At 50.4% G+C, this 18,854-nt stretch carries 16 protein-coding genes; 2 read left to right on the top strand and 14 right to left on the bottom strand.

The window, feature by feature from the left end; all coding sequences use genetic code 11:
* Positions 1-439: 439 nt before the first annotated feature.
* Genes HMPREF0980_RS13695 through HMPREF0980_RS13680 form a run of 4 tightly spaced genes read right to left on the bottom strand, consistent with a single transcriptional unit; the run spans position 440 to position 4,781 of the window.
* Positions 440-1,456: an NAD(P)H-dependent glycerol-3-phosphate dehydrogenase gene (locus HMPREF0980_RS13695; protein WP_049729651.1), complete on the bottom strand. Its 1,017-nt coding sequence runs from the start codon at positions 1,454-1,456 to the stop codon at positions 440-442.
* Between the two features lie 12 nt (positions 1,457-1,468).
* On the bottom strand, positions 1,469-2,110 hold the full coding sequence (gene plsY, locus HMPREF0980_RS13690; protein WP_049729650.1) for a glycerol-3-phosphate 1-O-acyltransferase PlsY: 642 nt from the start codon (positions 2,108-2,110) through the stop codon (positions 1,469-1,471).
* Positions 2,111-2,112: 2 nt separating this feature from the next.
* The gene (der, locus tag HMPREF0980_RS13685) at positions 2,113-3,441 is read right to left on the bottom strand and encodes a ribosome biogenesis GTPase Der (protein ID WP_049729649.1); all 1,329 of its coding nucleotides are present in this window, start codon (positions 3,439-3,441) and stop codon (positions 2,113-2,115) included.
* A 32-nt stretch (positions 3,442-3,473) separates the two neighbouring features.
* Entirely contained in the window at positions 3,474-4,781 is a 1,308-nt protein-coding gene (locus HMPREF0980_RS13680; RefSeq protein ID WP_049729648.1) for a DUF512 domain-containing protein, read from the bottom strand.
* 195 nt (positions 4,782-4,976) lie between these two features.
* On the opposite strand from HMPREF0980_RS13680, the gene HMPREF0980_RS13675 reads away from it, so the two are divergent.
* The gene (locus HMPREF0980_RS13675) at positions 4,977-6,152 is read left to right on the top strand and encodes a ribose-phosphate pyrophosphokinase (protein ID WP_049729647.1); all 1,176 of its coding nucleotides are present in this window, start codon (positions 4,977-4,979) and stop codon (positions 6,150-6,152) included.
* A gap of 300 nt (positions 6,153-6,452) precedes the next feature.
* On the opposite strand, the gene HMPREF0980_RS13670 is transcribed toward HMPREF0980_RS13675, so the two are convergent.
* The 10 genes from HMPREF0980_RS13670 to udp form a co-directional block, all read right to left on the bottom strand.
* The gene (locus HMPREF0980_RS13670; protein ID WP_049729646.1) at positions 6,453-7,892 is read right to left on the bottom strand and encodes a polysaccharide deacetylase family protein; all 1,440 of its coding nucleotides are present in this window, start codon (positions 7,890-7,892) and stop codon (positions 6,453-6,455) included.
* 68 nt (positions 7,893-7,960) lie between these two features.
* The gene (locus HMPREF0980_RS13665) at positions 7,961-9,124 is read right to left on the bottom strand and encodes a phosphoglycerate dehydrogenase (RefSeq protein ID WP_049729645.1); all 1,164 of its coding nucleotides are present in this window, start codon (positions 9,122-9,124) and stop codon (positions 7,961-7,963) included.
* A gap of 2 nt (positions 9,125-9,126) precedes the next feature.
* Positions 9,127-10,209, bottom strand: coding sequence for a 3-phosphoserine/phosphohydroxythreonine transaminase (gene serC, locus HMPREF0980_RS13660; protein WP_049729644.1), 1,083 nt, complete (start codon positions 10,207-10,209; stop codon positions 9,127-9,129).
* A 33-nt stretch (positions 10,210-10,242) separates the two neighbouring features.
* A complete protein-coding gene (ilvB, locus tag HMPREF0980_RS13655; protein ID WP_049729643.1) occupies positions 10,243-11,925 on the bottom strand; it encodes a biosynthetic-type acetolactate synthase large subunit in 1,683 nt (560 codons plus the stop codon).
* A 17-nt stretch (positions 11,926-11,942) separates the two neighbouring features.
* Positions 11,943-13,616 (bottom strand): dihydroxy-acid dehydratase, encoded by a 1,674-nt coding sequence (ilvD, locus tag HMPREF0980_RS13650; protein WP_049729642.1) that lies wholly within the window; start codon positions 13,614-13,616, stop codon positions 11,943-11,945.
* Between the two features lie 101 nt (positions 13,617-13,717).
* A complete protein-coding gene (leuB, locus tag HMPREF0980_RS13645; protein ID WP_049729641.1) occupies positions 13,718-14,800 on the bottom strand; it encodes a 3-isopropylmalate dehydrogenase in 1,083 nt (360 codons plus the stop codon).
* A 97-nt stretch (positions 14,801-14,897) separates the two neighbouring features.
* Positions 14,898-16,088 carry a phosphopentomutase gene (locus HMPREF0980_RS13640; RefSeq protein WP_049729640.1) on the bottom strand — a complete coding sequence of 397 codons (1,191 nt, stop codon included), beginning with the start codon at positions 16,086-16,088 and terminating at the stop codon, positions 14,898-14,900.
* Between the two features lie 41 nt (positions 16,089-16,129).
* A complete protein-coding gene (gene cdd / locus HMPREF0980_RS13635) occupies positions 16,130-16,528 on the bottom strand; it encodes a cytidine deaminase (protein WP_147629838.1) in 399 nt (132 codons plus the stop codon).
* A gap of 45 nt (positions 16,529-16,573) precedes the next feature.
* A complete protein-coding gene (gene deoC / locus HMPREF0980_RS13630) occupies positions 16,574-17,239 on the bottom strand; it encodes a deoxyribose-phosphate aldolase (RefSeq protein ID WP_049729638.1) in 666 nt (221 codons plus the stop codon).
* 2 nt (positions 17,240-17,241) lie between these two features.
* A complete protein-coding gene (gene udp, locus HMPREF0980_RS13625) occupies positions 17,242-18,030 on the bottom strand; it encodes a uridine phosphorylase (protein WP_049729637.1) in 789 nt (262 codons plus the stop codon).
* A gap of 133 nt (positions 18,031-18,163) precedes the next feature.
* Here udp and HMPREF0980_RS13620 point away from each other — a divergent pair, with 133 nt between their 5' ends.
* A complete protein-coding gene (locus HMPREF0980_RS13620; RefSeq protein WP_049729636.1) occupies positions 18,164-18,838 on the top strand; it encodes an MgtC/SapB family protein in 675 nt (224 codons plus the stop codon).
* The last annotated feature ends 16 nt before the right edge of the window (positions 18,839-18,854 follow it).

Here is an 18,854-nt window from a genome sequence, read left to right as displayed (position 1 = left end):
AACGTTTGCAGCGAGGCGTGCACGCCGTTGCTGCAGGAAGAGCCGGAATCAGGCAAGGGATGTTATCTCACATAACAGCCCTGTACCTGATTCCGGCTCTTCCTCATTATAATTATAATTCCATTTTGCCAAAGGTTTTCACTCGCTCAGCTTTTTTATTAATATACCGGCACAGATAAATTCCTTCCGACCGCCAGTAACGTCACACAGCCGTCCCCGCCCGTGCCAGTAAAGTAGATAGCCGCTGGGGAGGCAGGGGGCAGATGCGAAGGTATAAGCGGGAGGGACGGAGAATCCTCACCAGATTCCTTGGCCCGTGGGGTGTGAGCCGCTATCGGCGAACATTCCACAGGCTTAGGAATCTGTGTGATAGTCGCAGTCCCGGACGCATCGCAGCAGATGCCCCCTGCCTCCCCAGCGGCGTCCTAATTTACGAAACTTACATTTCCTTCCACGGCAGCGCACTGTGTTCTGCCTTGCTGTCTCTGAGCATGAGCTCATTGACCGCCTCTCTCGGGTTTTTGTTTTCAAACAGGACTTTATTCACTTCCCCGATAATCGGAAGTGCTACATCATACTTCTCGCCAAGCTTCACTGCCGCTTTGGTGGAGTACACCCCTTCCACCACCATCTTCACTTCGTCCATCGCCTCCTGCATGCTCATGCCCTGGCCGATAAGATAGCCTGCCTTCCGGTTACGGCTGTGCTGGCTGGCACAAGTGACAATCAGGTCGCCGATTCCTGTCAGCCCGGTAAAGCTTTCAACCGCTCCGCCCATCTTCACGCCAAGCCTGGCAATTTCCGCAATTCCGCGGGTGATAAGTGCTGCTTTCGTATTATCTCCATAGCCGAGTCCGTCTGCGATGCCCGCCGCCAGGGCGATGACATTTTTAAGAGATCCGCCAAGTTCCATGCCGAGCATATCAGGACTCGTATATACGCGGAACACTTCATTCATGAACATCTTCTGGAGATATTCTGCCGTGTTCTTTGTCCTTGCCCCTATCACGACGCTCGTCGGTAGACCTCTCCCCACTTCCTCCGCATGGCTCGGCCCGGACAGCACTGCCACGTCTGCCTGCGGAATCTCTTCTTCAATCTGCTGGGAGAGGGTCATCAGCGTGTTCTCTTCAATCCCCTTTGCCACGTCCACGATAATCTGCCCGTCAGCCACAAAAGGCTTCATGCTGCGCGCCGTGCTTCTCGTAAATGGAGACGGCACCGCCAGCACGAGAACGTCTTTTCCTTTGATGGCCATTTCCATGTCCGTCATAAATTCCATGTCTTCTGGAAGCTTGACTCCCGGGAGCTTGCTCGCGTGCTCCCTCTTCGTGGAGAGCATCTCCACTTCTTCCTTGCTGATAGACCAGACGGCCACCTCGTGTCCGTTCTTGTGCAGCAGAAGCGCCAGTGCGGTTCCCCAGCTGCCTGCTCCCATAATACCCACTTTTGCCATAATGCATCCTCCTTATTTTCTGCCGAGACTCAGTTTATTTTCCGTCCCGTTCATTAACCTCCTTATGTTCGCCCTGTGCTTGAAGAAGGCAGACACCACGAGCAGCGCCGCTATGCCATACATCTCCCACAGATGGCTGCCCGATACGCCGAAACCTCCCATCTGCCCATACACGACAACTTCTGCCAGATATATGATTACGACAGCCAGAGAGCCGAGGGAGACATAACGGGTGCCCGCCACGATTCCGACGAACACGACAAGACAGATAAGTACCATCGTTACGTTCACCGTACTGACAATCAGCCCGGCGGTGGCCGCAATCCCCTTTCCGCCTTTGAAGCCGAGATAAAACGGATAATTATGGCCAAGCACGGCTCCCATGCCGGCATACATAGACAGTACCGGTATCATGTCCCCATGGGTCTTCCTGTAAATAAGATATACCACTACGACAGCGAACACACATTTAAAGCAGTCTCCCAAAAAGGTCACGGCGCCGGCCTTAAAGCCGAGCGTACGCAGGGCATTCGTCGTCCCCGCGTTGCCGCTCCCCTGCTTTCTGATGTCTATATGGTGGAGCCTGCCATAGATATATCCTGTCTGCAGCAGGCCAAATGCGTATCCAATCATCACACATATCAAGCGTTCCATAGCTACCGATCCTTTTCCTTTCTCTCCCGTACAAAGAATTTCAGCGAAGTGCCCTTGAATCCAAAAGCCTCGCGTATTTTATTTTCCAGATACCTCGTATAAGAAAAATGCATGAGCTCCTTGTCGTTGACAAAGATGACAAAGGTCGGCGGCTTTACCGACACTTGCGTAATGTAATATAGTTTCAGCCTCTTCCCTTTGTCGGAAGGCGGCTGCTGCATTGCAACCGCTTCCATCATGATCTCATTGAGCACACCGGTCGCCACACGAAGTGTCTGATTTTCGATAACCATGTCAATCTGATCATATAGTTTGTTCAGACGCTGTCCCGTCTCCGCTGACACATACATGATTTCGGCATAAGGCATGAACGAGAGCACCTGCCTCACACGGTGTTCATACTCACGCATGGTCTTGTCATTTTTCTCAATGGCATCCCATTTGTTCACGACGATTATGACGCCTTTGCCACGCTCATGGGCGATTCCCGCAATCTTGGCATCCTGCTCTGTCACGCCTTCTTCTGCATCGATGACGACAAGGACGACATCCGCACGCTCCACGGCAGTGACGGTACGGATAATACTGTACCGCTCCAGCTCTTCTTTGATCTTGCTCTTCCTGCGGAGCCCTGCCGTATCGATGAAAATGTATTCCCTGCCGTCATGTACGATTTCCGTATCAATGGCATCACGTGTCGTCCCCGCTACATCAGATACGATGACTCGCTGTTCTCCGAGCAGCTTGTTCACGATGGATGACTTCCCGACGTTTGGTTTTCCTACGATGGCAATCCTGGGGCGTTCGTCATCCTCCTCTTCACCGCTGTGCTCCGGAAAGTATTCCACCACACGCTCGAGCATGTCGCCGATACCGAGGCGGGAAGCCGCCGACACCGGCACCGGTTCTCCAATTCCAAGGTTGTAAAATTCATACACATCCGGCATGAACTTGTCAAAATTATCAACTTTATTTACGACGAGCACTACCGGCTTTCCGGACCTGCGCAGCATATCTGCCACTTTTGAATCGGAATCTACAAGCCCCTGCCTCACGTCTGTAATAAAAACGATGACATCTGCCGTGTCGATAGCAATCTGCGCCTGCTCTCTCATCTGAGACAGGATGACATCCTTGCTCTCCGGTTCAATGCCGCCCGTATCGATGAGCGTAAACTCCTTGTCAAGCCAGCTGACCTCCGCATAGATACGGTCTCTAGTCACTCCGGGAGTGTCTTTTACGATTGATATCATCTCGCCTGCCAGTACATTGAAAAGTGTGGATTTGCCTACATTCGGCCTCCCCACGATAGCTACAACTGGTTTACTCATATTTTTTCTCCTACTCTATATTCAATCCATGCCTATCTTATGATTGCATCTATAAAATCTCGTCCGCTTGATTTTACAATATCTGCCTGGACTTGTAAAGTCTCTTTCAGCTCGTCAATCGTCACGTCGTCGAGAAATACTTCTTCTTCGCTCCGGAACATATTGCACGGAAGCAGAAGGCGTCCGCCGAGCTCCTTCCCTTTTAGCTGGCTCATCAGATCCTGTCCGGTAATGAGGCCGGATACTGTGATGAGCTCCCCGAAGAAATCATTCCGTATCGCATATACATGTACCGTCGTGCCCGGATATTTCTCCTTAAGCCGCTCTGCCATCTTCCTGATGTACGGCTCCGCCAGATAGCCTGTCGCGACAGAAACTTCCCGCTCCTGTCCATCCCCTTCAAGCTCCGCATAAGCCTCTTCAAACTCATCTTCAAGAAGGCGCAGCATGCCGACACCGTTCTCAAGCTGAAGGTATCCGTCATACCTGTCCTCCTCCGGCATGTCCTGTCCGGCAAGGATGTACCACTCGTCGCCGGCATGTATAAAATGCAGGCCGTATTCTTCGTACAGCCTGTCCTGCCAGCGATGTATCGTCTCAAGCACTTCCAGTGCATCCACTTTTGTAAACGGTTCCAGAGGATAGAGACCGTCCCTGTATCTCGTCAGCCCTACCGGCACCACCGACACGCTCTGCAGGTGCGGCAGGTAGCGGGACATGTCGCGGATGCTCCGCTCCAGCTCTTCTCCGTCGTTGATGCCCTTGCACAGCACGATCTGCCCGTTCATCGTGATGCCGCCCTCGTACAGCCTGTCCACCTTTTTCAGCGCGTCGCCCGCGAACCGGTTGTGCAGCATCTTGCAGCGGAGTTCTGGATTCGTCGTATGGAACGATATATTGATCGGCTCCAGATGATACGATATGATACGCTCGATATCATGATCGTCCATATTTGTAAGCGTGATATAATTGCCCTGAAGGAAGGACAGGCGGGAATCATCATCCTTAAAATACAGCGTCTCTCTCATTCCTCCCGGCATCTGGTCGATGAAACAGAACATACACTTATTACGGCAGGAGCGGTACTCATCCATCAGCCCTTGTTCAAATTCTATCCCGAGATCTTCTTCATACTCTTTTTCGATTTCAAGCTCCCACTCCTCCCCGTCCGGCTTCTCAATCAATATGACGAGTTCCTCTTCGTTTACACAAAAATGATAGTCAAATACATCTTCTATTATAGTATCATTAATGGACAGCAGCCTGTCTCCGGGCTCAATTCCCATCTCCTGCGCAATGCTTCCCGGGACAATTTCCTTAATGACATGTTCGTGTCTCATACATAAGCTCCTCAGTTTTATTTTATCTTAGCCTTATTATTATACCCCACCTTCTGAAATTAGTCTACCCGAAGGCAAAAGGGTGTTGACCATCTCATGGAAAAGGTGATATAAATAAGTTATACGAACGTGTATACATATTGGACTGCTGTTTATCAGCAAGTGCAAAATATTGTTAAGATACAGGAGAATATTATGCCGAATATTAAACTTATGGAAGAAGCCCTTCCGGTAGCACCTCTTAAAATCGCGGCTCTGGAAGGCTGTAGAGAGCTTGGGCAGAAGGTAAATGATTACATCGTACGGTTTCGTCAGGATACCTTGAGAGAATCACTTGATTCTCCCCTTTTTTCCAGCTACCAGCTCGAAAATTATCTGATAGAATGTAAATGTCCGCGTTTTGGCACAGGTGAAGCGAAAGGAATTATCGGAGAATCCATACGAGGCAAAGATCTGTTCCTTATGGTCGACGTATGCAATTACAGCCTTACTTACACTGTAAACGGCCATCTGAACCATATGTCCCCGGATGACCACTACCAGGATTTGAAGAGAATCATCTCCGCCGCCACCGGCAAAGCCCACCGTATCAATGTAATCATGCCATTCTTGTATGAGAGCAGGCAGCACAAAAGGACGAAAAGGGAATCTCTTGACTGTGCCCTCGCACTGGAGGAGCTTATGGAAATGGGCGTAAGCGATATCATCACTTTTGATGCCCATGACCCGCGTGTCCAGAATGCGATTCCGCTCCAGGGCTTTGATAATTTCAATCCTCCCTATCAATTCATGAAAGCGCTGCTTCGGGCCGAGCCGGACCTCCCGGTCGACAAGGATCATCTGATGGTAGTGAGTCCCGATGAAGGTGCCATGCACCGGGCTGTATATTTCTCCAACGTACTCGGGGTAAACATGGGCATGTTCTACAAGCGTCGTGATTATTCCACCGTGGTAGGCGGCAAGAACCCTATCGTGGCCCATGAGTTCCTCGGCGATGATATCAAAGGGAAAAATGTAATCATCGTGGATGATATGATCTCCTCCGGCGAGAGTATGCTGGACGTGGCAAAGCAGTTAAAAGAACGAGGCGCGGGACGGGTATTCGTATGTACCACGTTCGGACTGTTCACAGAAGGTTTTGACAAGTTTGACGACTATTATGAAAACGGTTATATCGACAGGGTCATCACGACGAACCTAACGTACCTTCCGCCGGCCGCCTATGAAAAGCCTTATTTTGTCGTTGCAGACTTAAGCAAGTTCATCGCGCTGATCATAGACTCTCTGAACCACGACATTACGATTGGGTCCGTTTTAAATCCGACAGACAAGATTCATGCATTGCTTGATAGACACAACGCTAAAAAATAAGAGGGGACGGTAATCCCCCTCAGCAAAAAGAAGCCGGACCCCTTCGGGTCCGGCTTCTTTTTTCCCTCTCAATACTTTATAATTAGTGCCTCTCCATGTATGTCGTAAGAGCAGTCTTTTCTGTAAAGTATTTCTTTAAAGCAGAAACTAAATTCTTCATCGAATCTCACTTCCTTTTATATCAATCTTTTATTTTTCTTTCCGTTAAAAGATTAACACTTGTAGGAAGCATTGTAAAGATAAATATTTAACAAACTTTGCATATTTATGCAGGTTGTTTTTGTGCATTTTTTAACAAAGTTAAAAATCCGTATACACTCCTCCATTCTGCAGCGTATTCCCCTTCGCCGCAGCAAGTTCGGATACCGTCACAAGCTGGTATCCCTCGTCCACGAGTTTGGGAATCAGTTCCAATGCCGCATCTACGCTCTCCGTATGTATATCATGCATAAGAATGACATCCCCGTCCTTGACGCTCCCCATTACTGCATCGATTGTCTTCTGTGCATCTTTTGTCTTCCAGTCCAGCGTATCGATATTCCAGAGCATCATCGGCATGCCGGCCGCCGTCTTCATCGTACCGCTTATGGCGCCATAAGGCGGGCGAAGCAGGCTGGCCTCCTGCCCCGTGGCCTGCCGTATGTTCTCATTGGTCTTGCTTATCTCGCTCTGCACGCCCTCCTCGTCCATCTTGGACAGGTCGGCGTGGTCATAGGAATGATTGCCCAGCTCGCAGCCAAGCTCCTTCATCCGTTTCACCTGCTCCGCATAGGAAGGCACCTTTTGACCGAGCATGAAGAACGTGGCATGGGCGTTATATTTCTGGAGTGCGTCCAAAAGCTCTTTCGTCCGAGTTCCCGGTCCGTCGTCAAAGGTGAGCGCGACCATCGGCTTGTTTGGATCGATGCTGCTTTCTGTTTTAGACAGCAGCCTGCCGTCTTTATCAAACACGCACCGTGTCAGGCCGAGATATTTCTCCCCCGTCACCATCTTTGCCTCATTGTCAAAGTAATACGCCGCACCGTCCATTTCCTGCCATCCTACAGCCGCGGCGCCTTCCTCAGTAAAATAGTAACGGCTTTGTTCTATATCCTGCCAGCCTGTCTTCATGACGCCTTCTTCATCAAGATAATATATTGCCCCGTCTCTATTCATGAACCCTGTCGCTTTATTGCCATCCTCGTCGAAATAATATGTATTCCCTTTTGATACTACGAAGTCATTTATCACATAGCTTCCGTCATAGCGACGGAATCTGGAGCCTTCCCATTCTCCCACCGGATTCTTTACACGGATCAGTCCGTCTTCCACTTTGATCGAGACAAGGCCCACCCATGCAGCATCCAGCGCACCGCTGACCCTCTCATCCAGTCTTACCTGTACCGGATAGTCGCCCTCTGCCGATGCATCTGCCTGGCATTCGAGCGTGTAGCCTTTTCCAGCATTCAAGTCATCCAGCAGATCTCTGACCGTATAGCCGGACTTTCTGTCCAGCACCGCTCTGTCATTGCCTTCTCCATATATCCGGATCCCCGCCTGAGGAAGCTCTTCTCCTTGCAGTATCTCTCCGGATGTAGCCTTGATGACAATCTGCTCTTCCTGTTCTGCCGCAGCCGCTGTCCGGAATAAAAGGAACGGCATGAGACAGACGACAAAAAGAGCAAGGATTCTGAAACAGATCCCGGCCCTTCCTTCATGTCTTATATTTGTTCTCTTTCTCCTGCGTACTCTTCTTTTCATTCGTTTTTCTCCCCTGTAATGATCAACCTTCTCCCCTGTTCATTTTTAGTATACAGCCTTTCCGGCTGTTATTCAATGATTCTTACACGCCTTACCCCTTCGATCTTCAGCAGTTCGTCTGTCACGCCTTCCGGAACCTCTGAATCGATATCAATCATCGTATAAGCGAACTCGCCTTTGCTTTTATTGGCCAGGTCCGCGATATTTAGGTTTTCTTCTGCCAGCACTTTCGTAAACTGCCCGAGCATGTTCGGAATGTTGTGATGCAGCAGCACGATTCTGGCATTTTCACCTTTATATCCCATGTCGCAGTCCGGGAAATTGACGGCGTTCTTTATATTTCCGTGTTCGAGATAGTTCCTGACCTGCTTCACTGCCATCTTGGCGCAGTTATCCTCTGATTCTTCTGTGGAGGCCCCAAGGTGCGGTATGACGATAGCCCCTTTCACACCTGCCATTGCCGGTGTCGGGAAGTCTGTGACATAGTGCTTCACATGCCCCGACAGCAGCGCGTCTATCATCGCTTCTTCATCCACAAGCACATCCCTTGCAAAATTCAGTACCACAATCCCCTTCTTCATAAGGCTGAGCGCATCTGCGTCAATCATACCTTTCGTGCTGTCCAGCGCAGGCACATGAATCGTAATATAGTCGCAGTCCTTATATATCTCATCCACAGTCTTCGCATGGCGGATACTTCTGGAGAGCCTCCATGCTGAATCCACAGACACATACGGATCGTAGCCATACACATCCATCCCGAGATGTGTGGCCGCGTTTGCCACGAGCACGCCGATGGCTCCAAGGCCGATGACGCCCAGCTTCTTGCCGTCCAGTTCACAGCCGGCAAATGCTTTCTTGGCCTTCTCTGCGTCTTTGGCTATATTGCCGTCCTCTTCATTTTCCTGCACCCAGTTGATGCCGCCGATGATGTCCCGGGATGCAAGGAGCATGCCTGCAATCACAAGTTCTTTTACACCGTTGGCATTTGCCCCAGGCGTATTGAATACTACGACGCCGTTCTCAGAGCAGCGCTCAAGCGGAATATTGTTTACGCCGGCCCCGGCCCTGCCGATTGCCTTAAGGTCAGGACCGAAGTCCATCTCATGCATGGATGTGCTTCTGACGAGCACCGCATCTGCCGCTTTTGCATCACTTACCGGGACGTAGTCTTCCGTAAACTTTTCCAACCCTACGCCGGAGATTGGATTTAAGCAATGATATTTATACATGATTACAAATTCTCCTCTTCAAACTTTTTCATAAACGCAACAAGAGCTTTTATGCCTTCTTCTGGCATGGCATTGTAGATGCTGGCCCGCATGCCGCCCACGCTGCGGTGGCCTTTCAGGTTCTCGAAGCCTGCTGCCTTTGCCTCTTTCACGAATTTGGCATCCAGCCCGGCATTTCCTGTTATAAAAGTCACGTTCATCATGGATCTGTCCTTTGCCTCGACCGGACTTTTGAACATCTGGCTTTCATCCAGATAGTCATACAGAATCTTTGCTTTCCTTGCATTACGTTCTTTCATGGCTGCAAGGCCTCCCTGTCTTTTCAGCCAGCGGAATACTTTTCCGCATATGTATATGCCGTAAGCCGGGGGCGTATTGTAGAGGGAACCTGCGTCAGCATGCGTCTTATACTGAAGCATGGTCGGTGTTCCCGGAAGCACGTCGTCTGTTATGAGATCTTCTCTTATAATGACGATGACGACTCCGGCCGGCCCCACGTTCTTCTGCACGCCGCCGTATATGACCCCGTACTTTGTCACATCCACGGGTTCAGACAGAAAGCAGGACGATACGTCTGCCACGAGCGTCTTTCCCTTCGTGTCCGGAAGTTGTTTGAATTTTGTTCCGTAGATCGTATTGTTCTCACATATATATACATAGTCTGCGTCATCTGACACAGGAAGGTCTGTACAGTCTGGAATATAAGAAAATGTCTTATCCTCGGAAGAAGCGATTTTATTGGCTTTCCCGTATTTCTTCGCTTCAGCATAAGCCTTCTTGGACCACTGCCCTGTAACGATATAATCCGCGACCTTATTTTTCATCAGGTTCATCGGAATCATCGCAAACTGCTGAGACGCCCCCCCTTGCAGGAACAATACTTTGTAATTGTCAGGAATGTCCATCAGCTCTCTCAGATCAGCCTCTGCCGAGTCTATAATCTCCTGGAACGCTTTCGAACGGTGGCTCATTTCCATAACGGACATGCCCGTCCCGTTGTAGTCAAGCATTTCTGCCGCTGCTTCCGTTAACACTTCCTCCGGCAATACTGCCGGTCCTGCCGAAAAATTATACACTCTGCTCACAATACATTCCTCCACTTTCTTATTCCGTAATAATTATCTGCTCTTTTCTTCCAGATCTTTTTCGTCAAAGGCTTCGCTGATTGCCGCGCCGGGCGCCACCATCGGCCACACCTTTTCATCAGAATCAATCTGGCAGTCGATGACGACCGGCTTCCCCAGCGTAAGAGCCGCTGCGAATGCCTCTTTGAATTCCTCCTTAGTCTCAGCGCGGACGCCTGTAGCGCCGAGCGCCTCCGCCAGTTTCACGAAATCCACGTTGTCGTTCAGCACCGTAGCCGAATAACGCTCTCCATAGAAGAGGTTCTGCCATTGTCTCACCATGCCGAGCACGTGGTTGTTTACTACGACCTGGATAATCGGGATATTATAACGCGCCGCGGTCGCAATCTCATTCATGTTCATGCGGAAGCAGCCGTCCCCGGCTATATTGACGACCGTCTTGTCTGGCATGCCGATCTTTGCGCCAAGAGACGCCCCGAGGCCATAGCCCATCGTTCCAAGGCCGCCTGACGTAAGGAAGGTTCTCGGCTTCGTATACTTATAGAACTGGGCGGCCCACATCTGGTGCTGCCCTACTTCTGTTACGATGACGGCATCTCCTTTCGTCTGGCGGTATATCTCTTCCACCACGAAGGGACCGGTCAGCGTATCCTCGTGGTACTTGAGAGGATACTGTTCCTTATAGGCCATGATCTTCTCTATCCATTCAGAGTGGCACTGATCTTCAAGTCTGTCGTTCATGATGGCGAGTGCCACTTTGATATCGCCTACGACCCCGTCGGTAATCAGCACATTTTTATTCATTTCAGCAGCGTCCACATCAAACTGCAGGATTCTGGCATTCTTGGCAAATTTCTTTGCATTGCCTGTCACACGGTCGCTGAACCTTGCGCCTATAACGATGAGAAGATCGCATTCACTCACCCCATAGTTGGAGGTTTTCGTCCCGTGCATTCCAAGCATTCCGGTGTACAGAGGATCTGTCCCCGGGAATGCGCCCTTACCCATGAGGGTATCTGTGACAGGCGCATCTACCTTTTTCACGAATTCATACAGCTCCTGGCTCGCGTCTGCGAGAACCGCTCCACCGCCTACAAATATGTATGGTTTCTTTGATTTTGAGATGATCTTAAGCGCGCTCTCAATCTCTTCTTCACAGACAGCCTGCGAAGCTGTCACCGGAGCAATCTCCTGTTTTTTATACTCTGTCTTGTTGGCCGTCACATCCTTTGGGATATCGACCAGCACCGGACCGGGCCGGCCTTTTTGGGCTATCACAAATGCTTTCCTGATAGTTTCGGCCAAATCTTTTACATCTTTGACGATATAATTGTGCTTCGTTATCGGCATCGTGATGCCCGTGATGTCGATCTCCTGGAAGCTGTCTTTTCCCAGCAGAGAGACCCCGACGTTGCAGGTGATTGCCACAATCGGGATGGAATCCATGCATGCCGTCGCAATTCCGGTTACCAGGTTTGTAGCGCCCGGTCCGCTCGTCGCAAAGCACACGCCGACCTTTCCGGTTGCCCTCGCATACCCGTCGGCTGCGTGTGCAGCCCCCTGTTCATGTGATGTCAGTATATGTGTTATCTCATCACTGTGCTTATATAATTCGTCATATACATTCAGTATGGAGCCGCCCGGATAGCCGAATACGGTATCTACCCCCTGCTCCTTCAGACACTCTATAACGATTTCTGCTCCTGTCAATTGCATACCTTCGTATCTCCTATCTATTTATTCTTCGGCACTTCCAGGATGGCTCCCCTGTTGCCTGACGTAACCATGGACGCATATCTTGCCAGATATCCTGTTGTAATGCGTGGCTGTCGCGGCTCCCACGCCTTCTTTCTCTTCTCCAGCTCTTCCTCCGGCACATCCAGTTCGAGTTTCAGCCCCGGTATATCAATCTTGATGATATCCCCTTCTTCAATGAGTGCAACCGGCCCGCCGACAGCAGCTTCCGGAGACACGTGACCGATGGAAGCTCCTCTGGATGCTCCGCTGAACCGTCCGTCCGTGATGAGGGCGACGGAAGAGCCAAGGCCCATGCCGGCTATCGCGGAGGTCGGATTGAGCATCTCCGGCATACCCGGCCCGCCCTTTGGTCCCACATAGCGGATTACAACGACATCTCCTGCTGCAATCCTGCCTCCTTTGATGGCTTCGATTGCATCTTCCTCACAGTCAAATACCCTGGCAGGACCTTCGTGTACGAGCATCTCCTCTGCAACTGCGGAACGCTTCACGACGCTGCCGTCTGGTGCAAGATTTCCTTTCAGTACTGCAATTCCTCCTGTAGTACTATATGGATTGTCGATTGTTCTTATAACCTCAGGGTCTTTGTTGACCGCTCCTGCTATGTTCTCACTGACTGTCTTTCCTGTAACAGTCAGGCAATCCGTATGCAGAAGCCCTTTCTTGTTCAGCTCTGCCATGACGGCATACACGCCGCCCGCCTCGTTCAGATCTTCCATATATGTAGGTCCTGCCGGTGCAAGATGACACAGGTTCGGCGTCTTCTCGCTGATTCCGTTGGCAAAGTCTATCTCAAAATCCATCCCGATCTCATGGGCAATTGCCGGAAGATGGAGCATGCTGTTGGTAGAACAGCCGAGTGCCATATCGACCGTCAGCGCATTTAATATCGCATCTTCGGTCATGATGTCTCTTGGACGGATATCATTTTTCCACAGTTCCATCACCTGCATGCCTGCATGCTTCGCCAGACGAATCCTCTCTGAGTATACTGCAGGAATCGTGCCGTTGCCGGACAGCCCCATGCCGAGCACCTCCGTCAGGCAGTTCATGCTGTTCGCGGTATACATGCCGGAGCATGAACCACACGTCGGGCATACTTTATTCTCAAACTCGCATACATCTTCTTCCGTCATCGTTCCAGCCGTATAAGAGCCGACTGCCTCGAACATGCTGGAAAGGCTCCGCTTCTTCCCCTTCACATGTCCTGCAAGCATGGGGCCTCCGCTGACGAATATGGTCGGCACGTTGATTCTTGCAGCCGCCATCAGCAGTCCGGGCACGTTCTTGTCACAGTTAGGCACCATGACGAGCGCGTCGAACTGGTGCGCCAAAGCCATAGCTTCTGTTGAATCTGCAATCAGGTCTCTTGTCACAAGAGAATATTTCATTCCGATATGTCCCATGGCTATTCCATCACATACCGCAATAGCCGGGAACACGATTGGCGTTCCTCCCGCCATGGCAACACCCATCTTCACAGCATCAACAATCTTATCCAGGTTCATATGACCCGGAACAATCTCATTGTGCGAACTCACTATACCTACTAGCGGACGCTGTAGCTCCTCCTTCGTATAGCCGAGCGCATTGAATAAAGACCTGTGGGGTGCCTGCTGCATCCCCTTCGTTACTGTATCACTTCTCATATTATCCCTCCTGGTTAACTAATTCAGGACGTGATCTTTTTGAAAAGGGTTACGTCCCAAATTGAACTTTATGGTGTACCTATATGGATTTTGCCCTGTACCTAAATGCAATCTGCTATCAGGTTACCCATTTCTTCTGTTCCTATCTGTGTCTTTCCTTCTGACATGATGTCGATGGTACGGCAGCCTTTTTCCAGCACTTTCGCAACGGCCGCCTCTACCGCGTCTGCTTCCTTGTCAAGGTCGAAGCTGTATCTGAGCATCATTGCCATAGAAAGTATTGTCGCTATCGGATTGGCGATTCCCTTTCCTGCTATATCTGGTGCTGAGCCGCCGCTTGGCTCGTACAGTCCGAATTTCGTCTCGTTCAGGCTTGCGCTTGCAAGCATGCCGATAGAGCCGGTCACCATGCTTGCCTCGTCGGAAAGGATATCCCCGAACATATTTTCTGTCAGGATTACATCAAACTGCTTAGGATCTTTCACAAGCTGCATGGCGCAGTTATCTACCAGCATATGCTCCAGCGTCACTTCCGGATAGCCTGCCGCAACCTCTTCCACGACTTTCCTCCACAGCCTTGATGTATCGAGCACGTTTGCCTTGTCGACGCTCGTCACTTTTTTTCTTCTCTTCGCGGCAATGTCAAAGCCGCGCTTTGCAATTCTCCTGATTTCGTTCTCATTATATGTAAGCGAGTCATGTGCCGTAAGCACGCCGTCTTTTTCCCCGGTACTCCGTTCACCGAAGTACAGCCCTCCGGTCAGTTCCCGCAGGATGACCATGTCAAAACCGCCTTCCGTAATCTCTTCCTTCAACGGACATGCACCTTTCAACTCGTCATACAGCACGGCCGGCCTTAGATTCGCAAAAAGGTTCAGCTCCTTACGTATCTTAAGCAGCCCGGCTTCCGGCCGTTTGGACGGCTCAAGCCGGTACCACGGAGATGTCCCGGCATCTCCTCCGATGGAGCCCATAAGCACGGCATCGCACGCTTTTGCCGCTGCTACTGTCTCATCGGTAAGTGGAATGCCATGTACATCAATAGATGCACCTCCCATCAACAGTTGTGTATATTTACACGTATGTCCGTATACTTCCGCAACCTTATCCAGCACTTTCATAGCCTCGGTCACAATCTCAGGACCGATTCCATCTCCTTTAATCACCCCAATGTTCAGGTTCATATGCTCTCATCCTTCCTGTATAAAAATTCAGTAAAAAAATCTATAGAATTAATCATATCCTATTTTAATGTTTGTTTCAAGACTTTAATTCGCTAAATTACTCAATGAAGTGCATCAATGAATGTCCTATCGTACCTTCCGGCATCTCCACATTAAAGTTCTCCGCTATCGTGGCTCCTATCACGGCAAATGTATCCTGTTCGCCCAGGCTGCCTGACCCACCCATGGATTTAGAATACACGAGAAGCGGTACTTTCTCCCTCGTGTGGTCTGTCCCCTTATAGGTTGGATCATTTCCATGGTCTGCCGTTATCATCAGCAGGTCATCCTCCCGCAGCACATCCAGCAGCTGCCCGAGCTTTCTGTCAAAATGTTCCAGCTCCTCTGCGTAGCCCTTCGGGTTCCTCCTGTGTCCCCACAGCGCATCAAAGTCCACCAGGTTTACAAAGCAGAGACCGTGAAAGTCCCCTTCCGCCGCCTCTTCCGTCTGTTCCATGCCATGGACAGAGCTTTTGGATTTGACCGCTTCCGTTATCCCTTCACCCGCAAATATATCTTTGATCTTCCCGATAGATATCACGTCATATCCTGCTTGCTTGAGCGCGTCAAGCACTGTAGGGCCGGAAGGGTTGACCGCATAGTCGTGCCGGTTGCTCGTGCGTACGAACTCGCCTTTCTTTTTTCCTACATACGGCCTTGCAATCACCCGCCCGACTTTCCACTCATCTTTCATCGTAAGTTCCCGTGCAATCTCGCAGCACCGGTACAGCTCCTCGAGGCCGAACGTCTCCTCGTTCCCGCAGATTTGGAGAACGGAATCCGCAGAAGTATAGACAATCATATGCCCGGTCGCAATCTCTTCCTCCCCAAGCTCCTCCAGAATCTCCGTACCGCTTGCACTTTTATTGCCGATAACCTTATGGCCGGTTCTTTCTTCGAGTTCTTTTATCAGCGCTTCTGGAAAACCGGTCTCTGTAAATGTCTTGAAGGGTTTTGTCGTATATATCCCCATCATTTCCCAATGACCGGTCATCGTATCCTTTCCATTGCTCCGCTCCTTAAGCGTCCCGTAGTATCCTGCGGGATGCTCTGGGGCAGGCTCATTCGCGGACGGATGTACATTCCATAAGCCAAGCTTTGCAAGATTAGGCAGCATAAGCCCGGGAACGGTTTCCGCGATATGCCCGAGCGTATCAGCCCCCTCATCTCCGAACAGCGCCGCATCTTCCATCGCTCCGACACCGAGCGAATCCAGTACAATGACAAATATCCTGTGAAACCTCTCCATATGGCAGACCCCTTTCTATTCATATACTTATATATACTCACCTATCCCTCCAGATTACCTGGACCGAATCCCAGAGGGAGCAATTCTTCAAGCGTGTATATTTCATAATGAGCTTCATCGGCTGCAAGGATGATATAAAAATCATCCGGCCGGCAGAACTCCATCATGACCTGACGGCACACTCCGCACGGAGGGCAAATGCCGTGGCCGCCTTCCGCGTCCTCGTTTACGATGCAGATGGCCGAAAAATCCCGCTCTCCTTCACTGACCGCTTTGAACATTGCCGTGCGCTCCGCACAGTTGCCCGGAGAATAAGCGGCATTTTCAATATTGCAGCCGGTATACACAGTGCCGCTTGCTGTAAGCAGCGACGCCGCGACCTTAAAATGAGAATAAGGCGCGTAGGAAAATCCGAGCGCTTCCTCCGCTTTCTGAATCATGAGCCGTACCGGCAGTTTTTCTTTTTCCAATTCTGACACTCCCTTTTACTTTATGTCGTGGCCTTTACTCTTCGCTATCCTGACAATCCTGCTCGTTCCAAGTCTTTCTGCCCCAAGCTCCAGAAAGTCTTCCGCGTCCTGGATGGAGCGGATACCTCCCGCCGCCTTAATCTTCACATCTGCACCCACATGCTCTGCAAAGAGTCTCACATCGCCGAACGTCGCCCCCTCTGATGAAAATCCTGTCGATGTCTTGATATAATCGGCCCCTGCCCCCGTGACGATCTCGCACATCTTCACTTTCTCTTCTTCGCTGAGAAGGCACGTCTCTATAATAACCTTAAGCAGCCTGCCGTCCGCCGCCTCTTTTATCTGCCGTATCTCAGCCTCCACGCAGTCATATTTCTTATCCTTGACCCATCCGAGATTGATGACCATGTCAATCTCATCGGCTCCATTCGCCACCGCGTCCTTTGTCTCCGCCACTTTGACCGCTGTCGTGTTATACCCGTTCGGAAAGCCTATGACTGTACATACTGCCAGCTTATCACCCACGTATTCCTTAGCCGGTCTGACATAGGAAGGCGGTATGCACACAGATGCGGTATGGTATGCCATGCCGTCGTCACAGATACTGCGTATCTCTTCCCACGTGGCAGTCTGAGCCAGTAAGGTATGGTCCACGTGCTTTAGTATTTCCTCTATTTTCATAATTATTTCTCCTCCTTTTGTCTGTCTTTTTTTATTAGAATGCGGATTGCTTCGACTGCTGCCAGAATCGGCGCTTCCGTATCGTGTACGACCGGGTTCGGAAGTCCTTTTCTGGCCCGCTCCTGATTCGCCATGACGAGCATGACGGAACCGACCCTTGCGCGCAGACAGCTGCCGACGATATACAGCGCCGCCGACTCCATCTCAGAGGCGAGGCAGCCACATTTGACCCATGCGTTCCATTTCTCCATGAGCTCGTAGCCGACCGGCTTCGTGTCTGGTGAGTGCTGCCCATAAAAGGAATCCTTGCACTGAACGACACCCGTATGATAAGCGAGATTCTGATTGGCGGCGGCCTCCATCAGGGCATTGACAACTGCAATATCCGCAACAGCCGGATACTCTATGGGCGCATACTCTTTGCTCGTCCCCTCCATACGTACCGCGCCTGTCGCTATCACGATATCCCCGCTCTTTACTTCTTCCGCCATCCCTCCGCTCGTGCCGACACGGATGAATGTATCCGCACCTGTCCTGACGAGCTCTTCCATGGCAATCGCTGCGGACGGCCCTCCTATACCGGTGGACGTCACGCTAACTTTTTCACCGTCCAGACAGCCTGTATATGTGACATATTCCCTGCTGTCGGCAATCAGCCTGGCATCTTCAAAATGTGCGGCAATCTTTTCACACCTCTTTGGATCGCCCGGAAGGATAACATACCTGCCGACTTCCCCTCTGGCAACCTGTATATGATATTGTCTGTCTTTGTCCTCTGAATAGTTGATCATGTGCACATCCCCTTTCTTTTCCTCCCTATATCATATCATTCTGTCCCTTGATAAACCAGTCTTTCCTGACAATTGTATGGTTTTTTCCCTGTGCATCATATATACTTAATATATAGTAAAAGGAGGTATGGAAATGTCAGCTGCTGTTCTTATGCAATTAGAATATTTTCTACGCGTGCTTGGAGCCGCTGCCTGCGGCGCAGTAATCGGCTATGAACGAGAAAGCCACATGAAGTCCGCCGGTATCCGCACGCATGCCATCGTAGCCCTCGCCTCTTCGCTCATGATGGTCCTGTCAAAATATGGATTTTATGACATACTGGCCAGAGAGCATATCGGTCTTGATCCGTCACGTATCGCGGCGGGCGTCGTCACGGCAGTAGGATTCCTCGGTGCAGGCGTCATATTCAACCGGAAGATGAATGTGGTAGGTATCACGACTGCGGCCGGCATATGGGCAACGGTGGGCATCGGCATGGCATTCGGCGCCGGAATGTATGCTCTGAGCGTTGCTTCTTCGCTGTTTATCGTATTCCTGCAGTTTCTTTTCCACACGAGGTTCCTGTACGGCAGAAATGCAATAATGGAACAGATAACGATACAGGTTGATTCCAAAGAAGAAATCAAAGGGCTGTTGGGTGGCATCTTCTCGTCCAGCAAGATAAAGATATCCAACATCAATGCCAGACGGATAGATGATACGACGCTGGAAATCAAGCTGTATGTAAAATTCCCCGAATCTTACGATATTTATGAAATATTCACACTGTTAAAAAACAATCCACAAATCAAGTCAATTAATATATAATTTGAAAGGGGTCAGA

The sequence above is a fragment of the Dorea sp. D27 genome (assembly GCF_001185345.1).
Classification (GTDB): Bacteria; Bacillota; Clostridia; order Lachnospirales; family Lachnospiraceae; genus Extibacter.
Note: the sequence above shows the minus strand (reverse complement) of the source record. Positions and strands in the feature narration are given on the sequence as shown.

Bases quoted from the DNA above. Each gene is read 5' to 3' on its own strand.
- HMPREF0980_RS13695 (WP_049729651.1), bottom strand. From the start codon at position 1,456: ATGGCAAAAGTGGGTATTATGGGAGCAGGCAGCTGGGGAACCGCACTG.
- plsY (WP_049729650.1), bottom strand. From the start codon at position 2,110: ATGGAACGCTTGATATGTGTGATGATTGGATACGCATTTGGCCTGCTG.
- der (WP_049729649.1), bottom strand. From the start codon at position 3,441: ATGAGTAAACCAGTTGTAGCTATCGTGGGGAGGCCGAATGTAGGCAAA.
- HMPREF0980_RS13680 (WP_049729648.1), bottom strand. From the start codon at position 4,781: ATGAGACACGAACATGTCATTAAGGAAATTGTCCCGGGAAGCATTGCG.
- HMPREF0980_RS13675 (WP_049729647.1), top strand. From the start codon at position 4,977: ATGCCGAATATTAAACTTATGGAAGAAGCCCTTCCGGTAGCACCTCTT.
- HMPREF0980_RS13670 (WP_049729646.1), bottom strand. From the start codon at position 7,892: ATGAAAAGAAGAGTACGCAGGAGAAAGAGAACAAATATAAGACATGAA.
- HMPREF0980_RS13665 (WP_049729645.1), bottom strand. From the start codon at position 9,124: ATGTATAAATATCATTGCTTAAATCCAATCTCCGGCGTAGGGTTGGAA.
- ilvB (WP_049729643.1), bottom strand. From the start codon at position 11,925: ATGCAATTGACAGGAGCAGAAATCGTTATAGAGTGTCTGAAGGAGCAG.
- ilvD (WP_049729642.1), bottom strand. From the start codon at position 13,616: ATGAGAAGTGATACAGTAACGAAGGGGATGCAGCAGGCACCCCACAGG.
- leuB (WP_049729641.1), bottom strand. From the start codon at position 14,800: ATGAACCTGAACATTGGGGTGATTAAAGGAGATGGAATCGGTCCTGAG.
- HMPREF0980_RS13640 (WP_049729640.1), bottom strand. From the start codon at position 16,088: ATGGAGAGGTTTCACAGGATATTTGTCATTGTACTGGATTCGCTCGGT.
- cdd (WP_147629838.1), bottom strand. From the start codon at position 16,528: ATGATTCAGAAAGCGGAGGAAGCGCTCGGATTTTCCTACGCGCCTTAT.
- deoC (WP_049729638.1), bottom strand. From the start codon at position 17,239: ATGAAAATAGAGGAAATACTAAAGCACGTGGACCATACCTTACTGGCT.
- udp (WP_049729637.1), bottom strand. From the start codon at position 18,030: ATGATCAACTATTCAGAGGACAAAGACAGACAATATCATATACAGGTT.
- HMPREF0980_RS13620 (WP_049729636.1), top strand. From the start codon at position 18,164: ATGTCAGCTGCTGTTCTTATGCAATTAGAATATTTTCTACGCGTGCTT.